Genomic DNA, 16,901 nt, shown 5'->3' on the forward strand with positions numbered 1-16,901 from the left:
GGACGGTGTCCGCGGCCCCCGGCAGCGGCTGGTGGGTGGTGAGAATGACCATCCCGCCCTGCGCCGTGTGCGCCGCCATCCGCCGGGTGAGGCGCGCCACGCCGTTAACGTCAATGGCGGTGAACGGCTCGTCAAGCACCCACAGAGCGGCGCGGGTCAGCCACAGGCGGGCCAGCGCCACCCGGCGCTGCTGCCCGGCCGAGAGCTGAGCGACCGGCACGTCCTCAAATCCCGCCAGCCCGGCCTGCGCCAGCGCCTCCGGGAGACGCGCGCCGTCGCCGGGGTGGAAGAAGTGCAGGTTCTCCCGCGCCGTCAGGCGGGTTTTTATCCCCGGCTGGTGCCCTATCCACAGCAGACTGCGATGGAAGCTGTCGCGCACGCGGCGCAGGGGTTCGCCCTGCCAGTACACCTCGCCGCCGTCCGGGCGCGCCAGCCCGGTCAGCAGGCGCAGCAGGGTGGTTTTTCCGGCGCCGTTGCCGCCGGTGACCTGCACCCACTCCCCGGCCTCCACGGTGAACGACAGCCCGCGAAACAGCGTCCTCTCGTCCCGCTCGCAGTACAGATCTCTGGCTTCAAGCATTCCCACTCATCAACGTCCTGTCAGAAACCTGGTTTAACATCACGCATATCCGGCAGTTTATGCGCGATCCCTTTGTGGCAATCGATACAGGTCTGTCCATCTTTTACCGCCTGATCGTGCATTTTCGCCGCGACGCCTTTTTGCGCGGTCAGATCCATAAAATCGAAATTGTGGCAGTTACGGCATTCCTGCGAGTTGTTGTCTTTCATGCGCCGCCACTCATTTTGTGCCATTGTCAGGCGATGAGCTTCAAATTTCTGCGGTGTATCTATCAGCCCAAATACCTTCGCGTACAGCTCTTTACTGGCTTTGATCTTACGGATCATCTTCGGCCCCCACTCATGCGGCACATGGCAGTCAGGACAGGTGGCACGAACGCCGCTACGGTTGTTGTAGTGGACGGTTTCCATATACTCCTCATACACCGTGTTGCGCATTTCATGGCAGCTAATACAAAACTCTTCGGTGTTAGCCTTTTCCATTCCGGTATTGAAGCCGCCCCAGAAGATGATGCCGCCGATAAAACCGATTAACAGCAGCGTCCCCAACGCCAGGCGGCTGGGGCTGCGCCACCATCGCCAGACGCGCTTTATCCAGCCAGGTTTACGGTTAGAATTTTCCATAATGACCTCTTATTTCCCGTAACCTTGCGAGGGGGTAAAGGTATTGTCGATAATCGGCGCGGTATCAGACTGCGGTACGTGGCACTGCAGGCAGAAATAACGACGCGGCGCGACGTTGCCCGACACTTTACCGTCGCTGTCCATAAAGTGCGTCGGACTGATACGCGGCGCGCCCGTCGTACGATAACTTTCCACGCCGTGGCATTGCAGACAGCGGTTGGTATTAGTCGTCACCTGGTAGCCCTCGACGCTGTGCGGGATCATCGGCGGCTGGTTGACGTAATTTAGCGGCATACGTTCCTGCTCTTTCGGCATACGAATCGCCCCTTCCTGCGTCCCGGATACTTCCGGCGACTGGCTCAGATCCACTCCGTTTGCCGCCCAAACCGCACCACTTACCACCAGGGCAAGCGTGGCCATCCATTGACACAGCGCTTTCATCAGGTCATGGCTTTTCATTGTTTCGCTCCCGAACTCCATCGCATTTACACTTCATCCTTCGAACTGCCTCTTTGTTGGCTGCGCTCGAAAATCCCAGTCACATCGTTATCTATGCTCCCGGGGATTTCCTCGCTTACCGCCGCGATGCATCCCGAATGATGTTGTGTATCGTTATTGTAAAAACATCCTCAGAACAGACATCCACGCAGCGACCGCAGGTCATGCAGTCGCGGTGAGTGACCTGCGCCGGGCTTTGCTCATCCAGCACCGGCGCACGTAGCACATGCGGTTCCGGGCAAACATGAAAACAATCCATACAGCGATTACATTTCTCACGTTTTTTGGCCGTCACGGTCACTACGCCTTTACTGCCCAGCACGCCATACAGCGCGCCCATCGGGCAAATATGGCCGCACCAACCGTGCTCAACGACTAATAAATCAAATAAAAACAAAGCAATAATCAGCAACGCGCCGCTACTAAATCCCATAATCAGACTACGACCTAACAGCGACACGGGATTAATCCATTCCCACAGCAGCGTGCCGGTCAACGCCGAACCGATTAACACCACCACCAGAAGGACGTACCGTATATGGCGTGGAATCGTCGCAGACTGGTTCAGGTCAAATTTCCTGCGCATCCAGTTAGCCAAATCGGTAACGGGGTTTAGCGGGCAAACCCAACTGCAAAATAGTCGCTTTCCCGCCAGCGCATACAGCACAGCGATAATCACTGCTCCCGTCAGCGCCACGGTAGCGGGAAGATGTCCACTGGCGAGACTTTCCAGGGTAATCAGCGGATCGGTCAACGGGAGGGTATCGAACAGCAAACTACTGCTGTAGTTGCCATGCAAAACCCAAAAGCCCAACCACGGGCCGCTGAGAAACATCCCCAGCACCATAAACTGGCTTATACGGCGTAACACCAGCCAACGATGGCTACGCCACCAGCCTTTTTTCGCCCGCGCTTCTCGCCCGGCGTCGCGTTTACGATTTGCCATCTTTCCCCTCCAGCCAGCCGAAGCGGTAATGGTGTCCTAACTCCCCTTTCGCCAATGACAACGGCAACACTTTTATCGCTGGTTGCTCCAGTACGCAGACTTTTTCGCATTTGCCGCAGCCGGTACAGGCGTCGCTGTGTACGGTGGGCAGAAAGCGCGCATGTTTGCCGGTGCGCATGTTGCGATCCAGTTCCAGCGTGATGGCCTCATCGATTTTCGGGCATTCGCGGTAACAAACGTCGCAGCGCAGCCCCTGAAAGTTGAGGCAGTTTTCCTGATCCAGCAGCACCGCCAGCCCCATGCGCGAGTCATCAATGGAGGCGATATCTTTATTCAGCGCCCCGCTGGGGCAGACTTTGGCGCACGGAATGTCTTCACACATTTCGCAGGGGATGTCGCGAGCGACGAAATAGGGCGTACCTGCCGATAGCCCGGAGGCCAGCGTCGCCAGTTTTAGCGTGTCGTATGGACACGCCTGAACGCACTGCCCGCAGCGCACACAGGCGCTGGCGAAGACATTTTCATTCAGCGCGCCAGGCGGACGCAGCCGCACGCCCGTTGCGCGCGCGGTTTGCTGTTGCAAGCCCAGCGCCACGCCAACCGCCGCCAGCCCGCCCGCAGTGCGCACAACATCACGCAGGAAGCGGCGGCGGCCATTTTGGGGTTTCGCTGTACGGGACATAACGCGTTACACCTTCGCCAGCTTAACGGCGCACTTCTTGAAGTCCGTCTCTTTAGAGAGCGGGTCCGTCGCATCCAGCGTCAGGTTGTTCACTAGCTGAGCGGCATCGAAGAACGGCATATACACCAGTCCCTGCGGCGGACGGTTACGTCCACGCGTTTCGACAATCGAAATCACTTCGCCGCGGCGGGATGACACTTTAACCTTATCCCCACGACGCAGATCGCGCGCTTTCGCATCCAGCGGGTGAATAAAGACCACCGCTTCCGGGAAGGCGCGATGCAATTCAGGCACGCGGCGCGTCATACTGCCGGTATGCCAGTGTTCCAGCACGCGACCGGTGGAAAGCCACAGATCGTACTCGTTGTCCGGCGACTCCGCCGCAGGTTCAAATGGCAGCGCGAAGATCACCGCTTTGCCATCCGGTTTACCGTAGAATTTGTACCCTTCCCCCGCTTTTACATACGGGTCGTTGCCTTCGCTGTAACGCCATTGCGTCTCTTTGCCTTCGACGACCGGCCAGCGCAGACCGCGCGCGTTGTGGTAATCGTCGAACGGCGCCAGATCGTGCCCGTGGCCACGTCCAAACCAGGCGTATTCTTCAAACAGTCCTTTTTGCAGATAGAAGCCCAGCTCACGAGACTCATCGTTTAACTGATCCTCTTTCAGCTCGCTCAGCGGGAATTTGCTGACCGCCGGCGTGGCGAACAGAACGTCATACAGAGTTTTACCGCGCAGCTCCGGCTTCTGGGCCAGCAACGCCTCCGGCCAGACCTCCTCGGTTTTAAAACGACGGGAGAACTGCACCAGTTGCCAGAGGTCGGATTTGGCTTCGCCCGGCGCTTTAATTTGCTGACGCCAGAACTGCGTGCGGCGTTCGGCGTTGCCGTAAGCGCCTTCTTTCTCAACCCACATGGCGGTCGGCAGGATCAGATCCGCAGACAGCGCGCTCACCGTCGGGTAAGGATCGGAGACAATGATAAAGTTACGCGGATCGCGCCAGCCCGGCATCCGATCTTCATTGATGTTCGGCCCGGCCTGCATATTGTTATTACACATTACCCAGTAGACGTTCAGCTTGCCGTCTTTCAACGCGCGATCCTGCGCCACCGCGTGTAAACCCACTTTTGCCGGAATAGTGCCAGCGGGGATCTGCCAGTGTTTTTCGCAGATATCACGGTGTTTTTCGTTCGTCACGACCATGTCTGCGGGCAGACGGTGTGAGAAGGTTCCCACTTCACGCGCCGTACCGCAGGCGGAAGGCTGGCCGGTCAGCGAGAAAGGACCGCAGCCAGGCTGGGAGATTTTTCCGGTCAGCAGATGGAGGTTGTAAACCAGGTTATTCGCCCACACGCCGCGAGTATGCTGGTTAAAACCCATCGTCCAGTAAGAGATCACGCGCTTATTCGGATCGGCGTAGAGCTGCGCCAACTGTTCCAGCTGATCTTTCGGCACGCCGGTCATTTCAGCGGTCTTGTCCAGCGTATATTCCGCCACGAAGGCTTTATACTCGTCGAAGCTCATCGGCTCGGAAGCATCGGAGCCCGGATTCTTCGCCGCTTTTTCCAGCGGGTGCGTCGGGCGTAAGCCGTAGCCGATATCCGTCGCCCCTTTACGCAGGTTCACATGCTTTGTGAAGAAATCCTGATTTACCGCGTTGTTCTGAATAATGTAATTCGCGATATAGTTAAGGATCACCAGATCGCTTTGCGGGGTAAAGACAATACCGTTGTCCGCCAGCTCAAAGCTACGGTGCTGGAAGGTGGAGAGGACAGCGACTTTCACATTCGGGTCGGACAAACGGCGGTTAGTGATGCGCGACCATAAAATCGGGTGCATCTCCGCCATGTTGGAACCCCACAGCACAAACGCATCGGCCTGCTCAATATCGTCGTAGCAGCCCATCGGTTCATCCATGCCAAAGGTGCGCATAAAGCCCACCACCGCCGAGGCCATGCAGTGACGCGCGTTCGGGTCAATGTTGTTAGAGCGGAAACCAGCCTTGAACAGTTTCGCGGCGGCATAGCCTTCCCAGATGGTCCATTGACCCGATCCAAACATGCCGATCGCTTCTGGCCCTTTCTCTTTCAGGGAGGTTTTAAACTTCTCCTCCATCACATCGAAGGCCTGTTCCCAGCTCACCGGCGTAAACTCGCCGTCTTTGTGATAGCTGCCGTCTTTCATGCGCAGCATCGGCTGCGTCAGACGATCTTTACCGTACATGATTTTGGGCAGGAAGTAGCCTTTAATGCAGTTCAGACCACGGTTGACCGGCGCGTCGGGGTCGCCCTGGCAGGCGACCACACGGCCCTGCTGCGTTCCCACCAACACACCGCAACCCGTTCCGCAAAAACGGCACGGCGCTTTATCCCATTTGATGGCTTCCTGCTGCCCGACAACGGCGCGGGCGACGCCCGGCACGCTCAGACCGGCAGCCGCCGCAGCGGCCGCAACGGCGTTAGCTTTCATAAAGCTACGACGACTGAGTTTCATGGTGTTTCCTCACCTTGCTCATCCTGCTGGTGATAAACCAGCGACACCGCCAGTACGCCCTCGACATTGCGTACTGACTCAATTGTTTGCATCAGCGTTTCACTCTGGTCTGCTTCCGCCACCACGATCAGTTGCCCGCTTTCAACGTCGCTTAACGCGACTTCGCAACCCGGCAACGTGTTCAACTGTGTGCCAATGGCGGCGATGTTCTGACTTTTGGCCTGCACGACCAGGCTACAGACCTGCCAGTTAGTGCGCATGGTGGTTCTCCGCTTTGATGGCTGACACGGGACAGATAGCCACACACGCCCCGCATCCGTTACAGGCCTGCGAGTCAAGCTGCGGCTGGTAAATGCCGGATAGCGTGGGACGAAAGGTGATGGCCATAGGTTCACAACTGTCCTGGCAACGATGGCATTCAACCGACTGCCTGGCGAGGCAGTTTTCCGTGAGTGTAAAAATCAGATCCCAGGCCCTGGTGTGGCGCGGAAGAAAGAGAGATTCGGGACAGGCCTGCGCACAGGCATAACAAAAGCTGCACTCGCCCCGTTTGAAATCTACGCTCGGATATCCCCCCGCCCCTCGCTGCAGGATGTCGGCCTCACACGCCTGGATGCAGGCGTCGCAACGCAGACAATGTGCGAGAAAATAGGTTGTTTCTCTGGCCCACGGCGGAAGAATCCCATTGCTGGCGTTGCGCCAACTGCCGGTCAACATGCTTCGACGGGATAAATCAACCATGATATCGCCCTTCCATAACGACACGCTTCCATAGGGAGTGAATACCAATAAAAACCGTACAATTTATGAGTAGTTGTTTTTGTAAATAAGATATTTCAGGATGTGTAAGAGATGCATACCCCGATAGAGGTAAATGCTGTTGCCGGATCAAAAGAGTGCCGGGTAAAGACCCGTAAACGTGCTTTTTCTCACATTTCAATGAGTTATATAGATGCTTATATAACGAAAATCACTAATAGTTGATAATTTCATTTACATTATCAATATCGGAATATTCCACTATATAAAAAGACGCTATTTTATTAATAATCTTGAAAATATGAGTAAATACAGATTAATAGATAATATGAATGTGTTAATCTGTTGCCCGTGCATACCGAAAACAGCAGAAAGGAAATACTGTGAACAATCAAATGAAGATGTTTGTCCCTGCCGTCGTCTTCGCCGCCCTCGCCAGCGCCTCTGCCTGGGCTAACAATGGCGATACCGCCCAGCCGCTGGAAAAAATCGCCCCCTATCCGCAGGCGGAAAAAGGAATGAAGCGGCAAGTGATAACCCTTACCCCTCAGCAGGATGAATCTACCCTCAAAGTGGAACTGTTGATTGGCCAAACGCTGAATGTGGATTGTAACCAGCATCGCCTCGGCGGCACGCTGGAAACAAAAACGCTGGAAGGCTGGGGCTATGACTATTATGTCTTTGATAACGTCACCTCTCCGGTATCAACCATGATGGCCTGCCCTGACGGTAAGAAAGAGCAAAAATTCGTCACCGCCTGGCTGGGTGAAGACGGGATGCTGCGCTACAACAGCAAGCTGCCGATCGTGGTGTATACCCCGGCGAATGTGGACGTGAAATACCGCATCTGGAAAGCGGACGCTAACGTACAGAACGCCGTCACGCGATAATGTTACGCTGCCCGGTCACACTTACCGGGCATCTGAACATGTCGACTCACGCAGCGCTCCGGAGTTCTTTTTAAAACACGTCTGGAAACCCGCTCGCCCGCCGCAAGAAATAACCCGATGCCTGGTGGCGACGCGTGGCATCTTATCAGGCCTACCCGCGTGCGGACGTAGGGCTGCCATCAGGCGGTTCATCCGGCGCCATAGTCCATTACGCAGTACGCGCAACCGCATCACGCGAGGCGGCATCACGTTCGTCGCCGGTGAGTTCGGTTAGCTGTCCGTTACGCATTTCAAGCAGACGATCGGCGTGAATAAAATAGTGATCATCATGGCTGATGGCGAAAATGGTTTTGCCCATTTCCTGCATTAACGGCAACAGTACCTGATAAAACTCCCGGCGGAAATGCGGGTCCTGATCGGCGGCCCACTCATCCAGCAAAATAATATCGCGCTCTTCCGCCAGCGCCAGCAGCAGCGCAATGCGCTTTTTTTGCCCTTTCGACAGTTTAAGATTCAAAATGCGCCCGTCGTTTAGCTCCAGCTTGTGCGTCATTTTCAGGTGCTCAAGCCACTTTTCGACCAGAGCGGGATTGGCGGGTTTCCCCTGCGGCCCCAGCAGGCGGTCGAATAACCACACATCGGTGAACACCGCAGAAAACAGTTTGCGATAATCTTCCGGCTGTCCGGCGGCAATAGGTTGACCATCAAGTAAAATCGTTCCCGATTGCGGCTGGTATAAACCGGTCAATAACATAGCCAGCGTCGATTTCCCGCTACCGTTGCCGCCAATTAAAAACAGCAGTTCGCCGCGGTGAATCGTCAGGTTGATGGGCCCCACGGAAAACGCGTTATCCTGATAGTGGAAAACCACGTTGCGCAGCTCCAGCGTCTTCCAGTCGGGAAAGGCTTTCGGCTGCGGAAAATCAGGCTTATACGGGGCTAGCGCGAATTTATTCAGTTTATTAAACGCCACCTGGGCGGTCAGTAGCGTTGGCAACGCCCCCACCGCAGACAGCAGCGGCGTGCGCAGGAACAGCAACGTCAGTGAATAGGTCGCCGCGACGTTGGTATCCGCCCAGCCGAGACTATTCGCCATCCAGAAGACCAGGCCTATCGCTCCCAGCATCATGATATTCGACCAGTTGACGGCGCTCAGATGAAAAGTATCGGCACGGATAATGTGATGACGATACTCTTTGGCGTCCGGGATATAGCATTGCTGAAAAATCTGCTCCGCACGCTCGCGGTTTAGCGTCAGCTCTTTGCGTCCTTCCAGCACCGTCTGATAGTCGTTGTACAGCTTATCTTCGGTCTCGCGCAGGGTCGCCATATGCTGGTAAACCCGCGCCACCAGCACAAATCCGCCCCAGATAGTGACCGCCATCCAGATAGCCGTAACCAGCAGCATTTTTGTCGATAGCATCGCCAGATACGCCGCCGAGCCGACGGTGAGGATAATGCCCTGCACCAGCTCAGGCAGACGCACAAAGGCGATAGTAATATTGCGAATATCGCTGGTCAGACCGGCCAGTAAAGAGGCGCTGCCCAGTTGCTCAATGCGTTCAACGTGCGTATCCAGAATGCGCTTGATAAATTCGCTGCGCAGGCGGTAAACGAAATGGTGTCCCAGAGTGGTGAGCGCCAGTTGGGAACCTAATGTGACGACCATTAGCAACAGGAGCAGGCCGAGAAATTCCGGCAGCACCATGACGTTGGTGTCCACCGTTTCAATCAGGCGCTGATTGATAAACGCGATCAGGCCAATCCCCAGCGCCGCGCTGGCGAGGCTCAGCGCCATCACGCTAATAAATGGCCAGCGGTACTGCCGCCAGACAAGAATAAGAAGTTCCATGCTTACAACCCGGACCGATAATAACAGCCCGCAGTTTAACTAACTCCACCTGCACAGCAATAATAATTCTTATTTTTATTCTTTTTCAGCCGCCTGACGGAAGGTGAGATTGTAACGAAATTCACCGGTCATGGGATGAAAGCCCGCTTTAAGCGGCTGGATACCATGATAAAACAAACGGGACTCGCCGCCCCAGACCACGATATCGCCATGCTCCAGTAAGATCCGCTGGAGCGGATCGCTGCGACGCAGGCCGCCAAACTGAAAAACCGCCGGCACCCCCAACGAAACTGAGACGATAGGCGCGCGCAGATCCGGCTCGTCTTTATCCTGATGCAGCGACAGTTTAGCGCCGGGCGCGTAGCGATTGATCAGGCAGGCGTCCGGTTGGAAGCTCGCATACCCTGCCGCGATTGCCGCCTGACGACATACGCTGGCAAACGATAACGGCAGCGCAGGCCAGGGTTTATCGGTCAACGGATCGCGCACGGCATAACAATAACCGTGACGATCGGTAGTCCACCCTAACGCGCCGCAGTTGGTCATCGCCACCGACATGGTGTAGCCGCCCGGCGTCACCATCTGACGAAACGGAGACTGACTGGCGACAAACCCGATATCGTCTAATAGCGACTGCGCCGTGCGAAACGCAAAGCGGCGCAACACCACCGCGCCAGGCGCCAGGGGCTCTTGCCAGGGCGCTTCATCAGCAAATAGATCCAGCATTGCTACTCCTCTTTTTGCGCTTCTCGCTTTAATAGCTGCACTTTTCGACGCACGCCCCAACGATAACCGGAGAGCGCGCCATCGCGACGCACGACCCGATGACACGGGATCACCATCGCCAGTTTATTCGCGCCGCACGCGCTGGCGACCGCGCGTACCGCCGTGGGTTTGCCGATAGTCGCGGCAAGCTGTTGATAGCTTACGGTTTCGCCGCAGGGAATTGCGCATAACGCCTGCCAGACCTGCTGTTGAAACGCGGTTCCCTGGATATCCAGCGGCAACGAGAGCAGCACATCGCGTGTGTTGATAGCCGCGACAACCTGCCGCACCCGTTGCTGAAAAAGCGCGTCAGCAGGTTCGTGGCGGGCCGCCGGGAACAGGGTGTGTAATTCAGCCAGTAGCGCGTCGTCGCTATCACCGGGGAGAATCGCGCAAATCCCCCGCTCGCTCTCCGCCACCAGGCACCGTCCGTAAACCCAGTCCGTCAGCGCATAGCGAACGGAGACATTATCGCCGCCTTTGCGAAACTGTTTTGCCGTCATGCCCAGCGTCTGGTCGGCATGTCGGTAGTAGCTACTGCTATCCGGGAAGCCAGCGCGGTAAATAGCCGCCGTGATCGGCTCTCCTTTCGCCAAAGCCTCACGCAGCCGCCGGGCGCGCCACGCCTGCTGCCACCCTTTCGGCGTCATTCCGGTGCTCGCTTTAAACAGACGGTGCAGATGAAACGGGCTCATCGCCACCGCCTGCGCCAGAGACGCCAGCGTTACCGGCGTCTCCTGCTCAAGTAAACGGCAGGCGCAGGCAATCTTATCCAACCGCCGTTGCTGCGCGCGCGCATTATCCGGCTGACAGCGCTTGCAGGGGCGAAAACCGGCGTCCAGCGCCTGCTGCGCGTTGGCAAAAAAGCGAACATTTTTACGTAACGCCCGCTTCGAGCGACAAGAAGGACGGCAAAAAACGCCGGTGGTTCGCACCGCAAAAACGAAACGCCCATCCGCGCTGGCATCGCGCGCCTGCACCCGCAGCCAGCATTCATCATCGGTAAGTAACGCTTTTTTCATCATAGACTCCTTCATTAAGCATAGTGCTTGCTTACATGCAGTGTGTCCGTAAATCCGCCCACAAAAACCCGTAATCTTGCGTTTTAATTCTTATCGCTCACCAGGAACGTTTTGAACTGCGGCGACATCCAGGTTTTAAAGCCTTCACCTTCTTTCATGATCATAAAGACCGCCAGCCCTTCCCGCCGCACGACCTCTTGCGCCTTTTGCGTACCAAGCACCATCAGGCCGGTGTCCCAGCCGTCCGCTTCCAGCGCCGTTGGCGCGATAACCGTAACCGATACCAGGTTGTGTTCAATGGGGCGCCCCGTTTGCGGATCGATAACGTGCGAGATACGCTTGCCATCCAGCTCATAATAGTTACGGTAGCTGCCGGAGGTGCTGATGCCATGCCCGTTGATATCCACAATCGCCTGCACCGCGTTTTCCCGGTCGGTCGGCTTCTGAATCGCGACGCGCCACGGCAGCCCCTGCGCATTCATCCCGCGACTGCTTAATGCGCCGCCCACCGAGACCAGATAACGCGCAATGCCCTCCTGCTCCATCAGACGCGCCAGGTGATCCGCCGCATAGCCCTCCCCGACCGTGGAGAGATCAACATAAAGATCCGGCAGATCTTTTTGCAAAAACTGATGTCCAGCCCTGTCGATAACCTGCAAATGTTGCAGGCCTGTTTTCGCTTTTGCCGCATCGATTTGTGCTGGTGTTGGGATATGCAGCGGCTGCCGATCCGGTCCAAACCCCCACAGATTGACCAGCGGGCCCACGGTGATATCCATCGCGCCATCCGTCTTCGCGCCAATACGTAGCGCCGAGGTCACGATATCCGCCATGGCTTCGCTGACCGGCCAGGGCGCAAGGCTGCGTGAATGGTTAAAACGCATCAGCGCGGAGTCATTTTTATAGGTAGAAAGCAACCAATCATCAGCATCAAGCTGAGTCTGGATTTTAGTCTGTAACTCTGCGGCGCGTTTCGCATCGATACCAACCACGCTCACTCGCCAGAGGGTCCCCATCGTTTTACCTTCCAGCACCTGAGCGGCAGGTGACGCTGTTGTCGTTTCGGGAGCCTCATCGCAGCCCATAAGTAAAAAAGCCGCCGCCAGACACACGGCCCGGCAAAAAGTCATTTTCATCGCTGTTTATCCTCATTCGAATGGACGCAAGCGTATATCAAAACGTCGTATTTGTACGCCGGAATAAGGCATGAAAAAAGGGCCCGCAGGCCCTTTAGCAACATCTTTTGCTGATTAGAACTGGTAAACCAGACCCAGCGCTACGATGTCGTCGGTGTTGATGCCCGCATCGCGAGTAAAGTCGTTTTTATCCAGCAGGTTGATTTTGTAATCAACATAGGTGGACATGTTTTTGTTGAAGTAGTAAGTCGCGCCGACATCAACATATTTTACGATGTCCTGGTCGCCATAGCTGGCGCCGTAGCCGTTGCTGATGTCCTTACCTTTAGACTGCAGGTAAGCCACAGACGGACGCAGACCAAAGTCGAACTGGTACTGAGCAACCACTTCAAAGTTCTGCGCTTTGTTGGCAAAACCGTAAGAGGTGGACTTATTGTTGCCGTTAGAGGTACCAAAACGGGTTGCGTTATAGGTCTGAGAATACTGCGCTGCCAGATAGATGTTGTTCGCATCGTATTTCAGGCCGCCGGTGTAGACCGTAGCGCGATCGCCGTTACCATACAGGTGTTCGTCAGCGGTGTTGTTCTGATCGGCAGTACGTTTAGACGTGGTGATAGCGCCACCGACAGAGAAGCCTTCGCCGATTGCATAAGTCAGCGATCCGCCGTAACCGTCACCGTTCTGGTTCAGCAGGCTGCGACCGTTGGTGTTTTCACCGCTCACGCTGCCGTTTTTGCCCTGATACTGCAACGCGAAGTCCAGGCCATCCACCAGGCCGAAGAAGTCGGTGTTACGGTAAGTGGCATAGCCGTTACCACGCTGCTGCATAAAGTTGTCAGCGCCGTAGGTGTCGCCGCCGAACTCCGGCAGAACATCGGTCCAGGAGGTCACATCATAGGTTACGCCGTAGTTACGACCATAATCGAAGGAACCTGCGTCAGCGAATTTCAGACCCGCAAACGCCACACGCGTCCAGGAGTCGTTGCTGCCTTCAGTCTGGTTGCCCTGAATCTGATATTCCCACTGGCCATAACCGGTCAGCTGATCGTTAACCTGCGTTTCGCCTTTGAAGCCGATACGCATGTAGGTCTGGTCGCCGTCGCTGCCTTTGTCGTCAGAGAAGTAGTGCAGGCCATCAACTTTACCAAACAGGTCTAATTTGTTGCCGTCTTTATTATAAATTTCAGCCGCATTCGCTGCGCCCGCCACCAGCAGAGCTGGTACCAGGAGGGACAGTACTTTAACTTTCATGTTATTAACCCTCTGTTATATGCCTTTATTGCTTTTTTATGCCACTGCTTACTGGTTAACCCTCATTAACCAGTCGGCAAGTCCATTCTCCGCAAAAATACAGAATAATCCAACACGAATATGATACTAAAACTTTTAAGATGTTACAGTTATCTACATAGATGTTTCAAAATATGAATTTTACGGAACTTTTTTAAAGCAAAAATCAAGTAAAAATAAGCACAAATAGACAAAATATATTCACGAGACTTTTAAAATCAATGGGTTAAATTGATGAAATTCATAGCACTGAATGATAAAACAGAATCTTCATTCGCAACTAAAATAGTGACCGCTATCATCATTAACTTTATTTATTACCGTCATTCACTTCTGAATGTCTGTTTACCCCTATTTCAACCGGATGCTTCGCATTCGGTTTTTTTTAGCCTTTTTCAGACACACCCGGCTGATTTATGCTACCTGCCTAAAACTATCACGGTTATTCACTACACTCCCCTGCTCGACCGTTCGTAAGACATTAGCAAATAATTTCTTGATATTTAGTGCTAAACATTTATAAGTAGTCTTTATATTTGTACCGTTCTGCGAAGGTTGTACGCTTTTCCCGTCCCGCCGACGGAGCGCGTGTTAAGTTGCCCGGCATGACGTAAGAGTCTGGAAATTCATTCATTACCCTTTATACTGCCCTTCACCTTCAGCGTTGCTTTTACAGGTCGTAAACATAAATGAGTCAGTCTGACACAACGGTCTCTACCCGATTCTCCCTTCTACCGGGAAGCATTACCCGTTTCTTCTTATTGCTGATCATTGTGCTGCTGGTAACGATGGGCGTTATGGTACAGAGCGCCGTCAACGCCTGGTTGAAAGACAAAAGCTATCAAATTGTCGATATCACCCACGCTATTCATAAACGCGTGGATACCTGGCGGTATGTTACCTGGCAAATTTATGACAACATCGCCGCGACCACTACGCCATCGACAGGTGAAGGACTTCAGGAAACGCGTCTGAAGCAGGATGTGTATTATCTTGAAAAGCCGCGACGTAAAACTGAAGCGCTGATTTTCGGTTCCCATGACAGCGCCACGCTGGAAATGACGCAGCGTATGTCAACTTATCTGGATACGCTGTGGGGCGCGGAAAACGTGCCGTGGTCAATGTATTACCTCAACGGACAGGATAACAGCCTGATTCTTATCTCTACTCTACCGTTGAAAGATCTCTCTTCCGGCTTTAAAGAGTCCACTATTGGCAATATCGTCGATTCCCGCCGGGCAGAGATGTTGCAGCAGGCGAATGCGCTGGATGAGCGCGAAAGTTTCTCCTCATTGCGAAAACTGGCCTGGCAAAACGGTCACTATTTTACGCTGCGCACGACCTTCAATCAGCCAGGACATCTGGCAACCGTGGTGGCGTTTGATCTGCCCATTAATGATTTAATCCCGCCGGGAATGCCGCTGGACAGTTTTCGGATAGAGCCTGACGCAACCCAGGCGACGGGGCGAAGCAGTGAAAAGGAAGCGCCTGATAGCGTCACGATTAGCTTTAACGGTTCAAAAATTGAGATCTCCTCAGCGCTTAACTCTACCGGAATGCGCCTGATCTGGCAGGTACCTTTCGGTACGCTTTTGCTTGATACGTTGCAAAATATTTTGCTGCCTTTACTGCTGAACATCGGGCTGCTGGCGTTGGCGTTATTTGGCTACGCCACGTTCCGTCATCAGCCGGGACGGTCGACGGAATCGACATCCGGCAACGCGGCGAATAATGAGCTTCGCGTCTTACGCGCCATTAATGAAGAGATCGTTTCTCTGCTGCCGCTGGGTCTGCTGGTCTACGATCAGGAAGGCAACCGCACCGTGATCAGCAATAAAATCGCCGATCATCTGTTGCCGCATCTTAACCTGCAAAATATTACCAGCATGGCGGAACAGCATCAGGGCGTGATTCAGGCGACAATTAATAACGAACTGTATGAGATCCGTCTGTTTCGCAGCCAGATCGCTCCCCGCACGCAGATCTTTATTATTCGCGATCAGGACCGGGAAGTGCTGGTGAATAAGAAGCTTAAACAGGCGCAGCGTTTGTATGAGAAGAATCAGCAGGGCCGCGCCGCCTTTATGCAAAATATCAGCAACACGCTTAAAGAGCCCGTACGCCAACTGGCGGTTAACGCCGCGGCAGTCACCACGCCGGAAAGCCTGAAACTGGCGGATCAGGCGGATGTATTGGTACGTATGATCGATGAAATCCAACTGGCGAATATGCTGGAAAATGACGCATGGAAGAGCGAAGCAACGCTGTTCTCCCTGCAGGATCTTATTGACGAAGTCGTGCCGGAAGTGCTGCCCGCCATTAAGCGTAAAGGGCTGCAACTGCTGATTAATAACCATCTTAGCGGCAACGATGAACGCTGGGGCGATCGCGACGCCCTGCGCCGGATTTTGCTGCTGTTGATTCAGTATGCCGTCACGACGACTGCTATGGGTAAAATTACGCTTGAAGTCGAGCAGGATGAATCTATCGCGGAGCGTCTGACTTTCCGTATTCTGGATACGGGCGAAGGTGTAACGTTAAACGAGATTGATAATCTGCATTTCCCGTATATGAATGAAACGCAGGGCGATCGTTACGGCAAAGCGAATCCGCTCACCTTCTGGCTGTGCAATCAACTGGCGCGCAAACTGGGCGGTCATCTCAACATTAAAGCGCGAGAAACGCTGGGCACGCGCTATACCGTTCATGTCAAAATGCTTCCTCACGATCAGCATACTCAGGTCGAAGAGCGCCTGCTGGACGACGTGAGCGTGATGGTCGATGTGACGTCCAACGAGGTTCGCGCGATTGTGCTGCGTCAGTTAGAAAACTGGGGCGCCACCTGCATCACGCCGGATGAAAGGCAGATAAGTCAAGAATATGATCTCTTTTTAACGGATAATCCGTCTAATCTTACTGCCTCGGGCTTGCTTTTAAGCGATGATGAGTCAGGCGTGCGGAAAATTGGCCCGGGTCAGTTGCGCGTCAACTTTAATATGAGCAATGCTATGCAGGAAGCTGTACTACAACTTATCGAAGAGCAGCTGGCGCAGGAAGAGATTCCCGCCTCCCCGCTCGGCGGAGATGAAAATGCCGAGCTTCATGCCAGCGGCTATTATGCGCTATTTGTAGACACAGTACCGGATGATGTTAAGAGGTTGTATACTGAGGCGGCAACCAGCGATTTCGCTGCGCTGGCCCAAACGGCCCACCGCCTGAAAGGGGTGTTTGCCATGCTTAATCTGGTACCCGGCAAGCAGTTATGTGAAACGCTGGAACATCTGATTCGTGAGAAAGATGCTCCAGGTATAGAAAAATATATCAGCGACATTGACGCCTACGTCAAAAGCTTGCTGTAGCAAGGT

Annotated in this window: 15 protein-coding genes; 2 read left to right on the top strand and 13 right to left on the bottom strand. The window is 54.5% G+C overall.

The features are described 5' to 3' along the window. The 8 genes from ccmA to napF form a co-directional block, all read right to left on the bottom strand. Nucleotides 1–580 (bottom strand): cytochrome c biogenesis heme-transporting ATPase CcmA (ccmA, locus tag ACH0WD_RS22605; protein WP_085389113.1); only part of this gene is annotated, 580 nt, incomplete at its 3' end. 20 nt (nt 581–600) lie between these two features. Continuing rightward, nucleotides 601–1,203 carry a cytochrome c-type protein NapC gene (gene napC, locus ACH0WD_RS22610; RefSeq protein WP_000431778.1) on the bottom strand — a complete coding sequence of 201 codons (603 nt, stop codon included), beginning with the start codon at nt 1,201–1,203 and terminating at the stop codon, nt 601–603. A gap of 9 nt (nt 1,204–1,212) precedes the next feature. Further along, nucleotides 1,213–1,662, bottom strand: coding sequence for a nitrate reductase cytochrome c-type subunit (napB, locus tag ACH0WD_RS22615; RefSeq protein WP_000835182.1), 450 nt, complete (start codon nt 1,660–1,662; stop codon nt 1,213–1,215). A 115-nt stretch (nt 1,663–1,777) separates the two neighbouring features. Then, the gene (napH, locus tag ACH0WD_RS22620) at nt 1,778–2,647 is read right to left on the bottom strand and encodes a quinol dehydrogenase ferredoxin subunit NapH (protein ID WP_000013528.1); all 870 of its coding nucleotides are present in this window, start codon (nt 2,645–2,647) and stop codon (nt 1,778–1,780) included. After that, nucleotides 2,634–3,329, bottom strand: coding sequence for a ferredoxin-type protein NapG (gene napG / locus ACH0WD_RS22625; RefSeq protein ID WP_000091679.1), 696 nt, complete (start codon nt 3,327–3,329; stop codon nt 2,634–2,636). The genes napH and napG overlap by 14 nt, the downstream gene beginning before the upstream one ends. 6 nt (nt 3,330–3,335) lie before the next feature. After that, complete coding sequence (gene napA, locus ACH0WD_RS22630; RefSeq protein ID WP_000778097.1) at nt 3,336–5,822, bottom strand: nitrate reductase catalytic subunit NapA; 2,487 nt, start codon at nt 5,820–5,822, stop codon at nt 3,336–3,338. Next, nucleotides 5,819–6,082 (bottom strand): chaperone NapD, encoded by a 264-nt coding sequence (napD, locus tag ACH0WD_RS22635; protein WP_001260058.1) that lies wholly within the window; start codon nt 6,080–6,082, stop codon nt 5,819–5,821. Before napD ends, napA begins: the two co-directional genes overlap by 4 nt. Beyond that, a complete protein-coding gene (gene napF, locus ACH0WD_RS22640; RefSeq protein WP_000228064.1) occupies nt 6,072–6,563 on the bottom strand; it encodes a ferredoxin-type protein NapF in 492 nt (163 codons plus the stop codon). The genes napD and napF overlap by 11 nt, the downstream gene beginning before the upstream one ends. 413 nt (nt 6,564–6,976) lie before the next feature. Here napF and eco point away from each other — a divergent pair, with 413 nt between their 5' ends. Beyond that, on the top strand, nt 6,977–7,471 hold the full coding sequence (gene eco / locus ACH0WD_RS22645) for a serine protease inhibitor ecotin (protein ID WP_001747464.1): 495 nt from the start codon (nt 6,977–6,979) through the stop codon (nt 7,469–7,471). A gap of 208 nt (nt 7,472–7,679) precedes the next feature. Here eco and ACH0WD_RS22650 read toward each other — a convergent pair whose 3' ends face one another. The 5 genes from ACH0WD_RS22650 to ACH0WD_RS22670 form a co-directional block, all read right to left on the bottom strand. Continuing rightward, complete coding sequence (locus ACH0WD_RS22650; protein ID WP_000421574.1) at nt 7,680–9,323, bottom strand: multidrug ABC transporter permease/ATP-binding protein; 1,644 nt, start codon at nt 9,321–9,323, stop codon at nt 7,680–7,682. Nucleotides 9,324–9,398: 75 nt separating this feature from the next. Then, complete coding sequence (alkB, locus tag ACH0WD_RS22655) at nt 9,399–10,049, bottom strand: DNA oxidative demethylase AlkB (protein ID WP_000884998.1); 651 nt, start codon at nt 10,047–10,049, stop codon at nt 9,399–9,401. A gap of 2 nt (nt 10,050–10,051) precedes the next feature. Further along, entirely contained in the window at nt 10,052–11,113 is a 1,062-nt protein-coding gene (gene ada, locus ACH0WD_RS22660; RefSeq protein ID WP_000975969.1) for a bifunctional DNA-binding transcriptional regulator/O6-methylguanine-DNA methyltransferase Ada, read from the bottom strand. A gap of 80 nt (nt 11,114–11,193) precedes the next feature. Beyond that, nucleotides 11,194–12,246 (bottom strand): FAD:protein FMN transferase ApbE, encoded by a 1,053-nt coding sequence (gene apbE / locus ACH0WD_RS22665; RefSeq protein ID WP_000784301.1) that lies wholly within the window; start codon nt 12,244–12,246, stop codon nt 11,194–11,196. Nucleotides 12,247–12,360: 114 nt separating this feature from the next. Further along, complete coding sequence (locus ACH0WD_RS22670; RefSeq protein WP_000865521.1) at nt 12,361–13,497, bottom strand: porin OmpC; 1,137 nt, start codon at nt 13,495–13,497, stop codon at nt 12,361–12,363. A gap of 728 nt (nt 13,498–14,225) precedes the next feature. Between ACH0WD_RS22670 and rcsD the strand changes: the two genes are divergently transcribed. Continuing rightward, a complete protein-coding gene (rcsD, locus tag ACH0WD_RS22675) occupies nt 14,226–16,895 on the top strand; it encodes a phosphotransferase RcsD (protein ID WP_000083201.1) in 2,670 nt (889 codons plus the stop codon). Nucleotides 16,896–16,901 lie beyond the last annotated feature (6 nt).

Origin of the sequence: Salmonella sp. 2020_1395 (assembly GCF_043848115.1) — a bacterium.
Lineage (GTDB): Bacteria > Pseudomonadota > Gammaproteobacteria > Enterobacterales > Enterobacteriaceae > Salmonella > Salmonella enterica.

Excerpts from the sequence above, each read along its gene's own strand:
- ACH0WD_RS22650 (WP_000421574.1), bottom strand. The coding sequence starts at position 9,323 with ATGGAACTTCTTATTCTTGTCTGGCGGCAGTACCGCTGGCCATTTATT.
- napB (WP_000835182.1), bottom strand. The coding sequence starts at position 1,662 with ATGAAAAGCCATGACCTGATGAAAGCGCTGTGTCAATGGATGGCCACG.
- napH (WP_000013528.1), bottom strand. The coding sequence starts at position 2,647 with ATGGCAAATCGTAAACGCGACGCCGGGCGAGAAGCGCGGGCGAAAAAA.
- napA (WP_000778097.1), bottom strand. The coding sequence starts at position 5,822 with ATGAAACTCAGTCGTCGTAGCTTTATGAAAGCTAACGCCGTTGCGGCC.
- ada (WP_000975969.1), bottom strand. The coding sequence starts at position 11,113 with ATGATGAAAAAAGCGTTACTTACCGATGATGAATGCTGGCTGCGGGTG.
- ACH0WD_RS22670 (WP_000865521.1), bottom strand. The coding sequence starts at position 13,497 with ATGAAAGTTAAAGTACTGTCCCTCCTGGTACCAGCTCTGCTGGTGGCG.
- alkB (WP_000884998.1), bottom strand. The coding sequence starts at position 10,049 with ATGCTGGATCTATTTGCTGATGAAGCGCCCTGGCAAGAGCCCCTGGCG.
- napG (WP_000091679.1), bottom strand. The coding sequence starts at position 3,329 with ATGTCCCGTACAGCGAAACCCCAAAATGGCCGCCGCCGCTTCCTGCGT.
- eco (WP_001747464.1), top strand. The coding sequence starts at position 6,977 with ATGAAGATGTTTGTCCCTGCCGTCGTCTTCGCCGCCCTCGCCAGCGCC.
- rcsD (WP_000083201.1), top strand. The coding sequence starts at position 14,226 with ATGAGTCAGTCTGACACAACGGTCTCTACCCGATTCTCCCTTCTACCG.
- napC (WP_000431778.1), bottom strand. The coding sequence starts at position 1,203 with ATGGAAAATTCTAACCGTAAACCTGGCTGGATAAAGCGCGTCTGGCGA.
- apbE (WP_000784301.1), bottom strand. The coding sequence starts at position 12,246 with ATGAAAATGACTTTTTGCCGGGCCGTGTGTCTGGCGGCGGCTTTTTTA.
- napF (WP_000228064.1), bottom strand. The coding sequence starts at position 6,563 with ATGGTTGATTTATCCCGTCGAAGCATGTTGACCGGCAGTTGGCGCAAC.
- napD (WP_001260058.1), bottom strand. The coding sequence starts at position 6,082 with ATGCGCACTAACTGGCAGGTCTGTAGCCTGGTCGTGCAGGCCAAAAGT.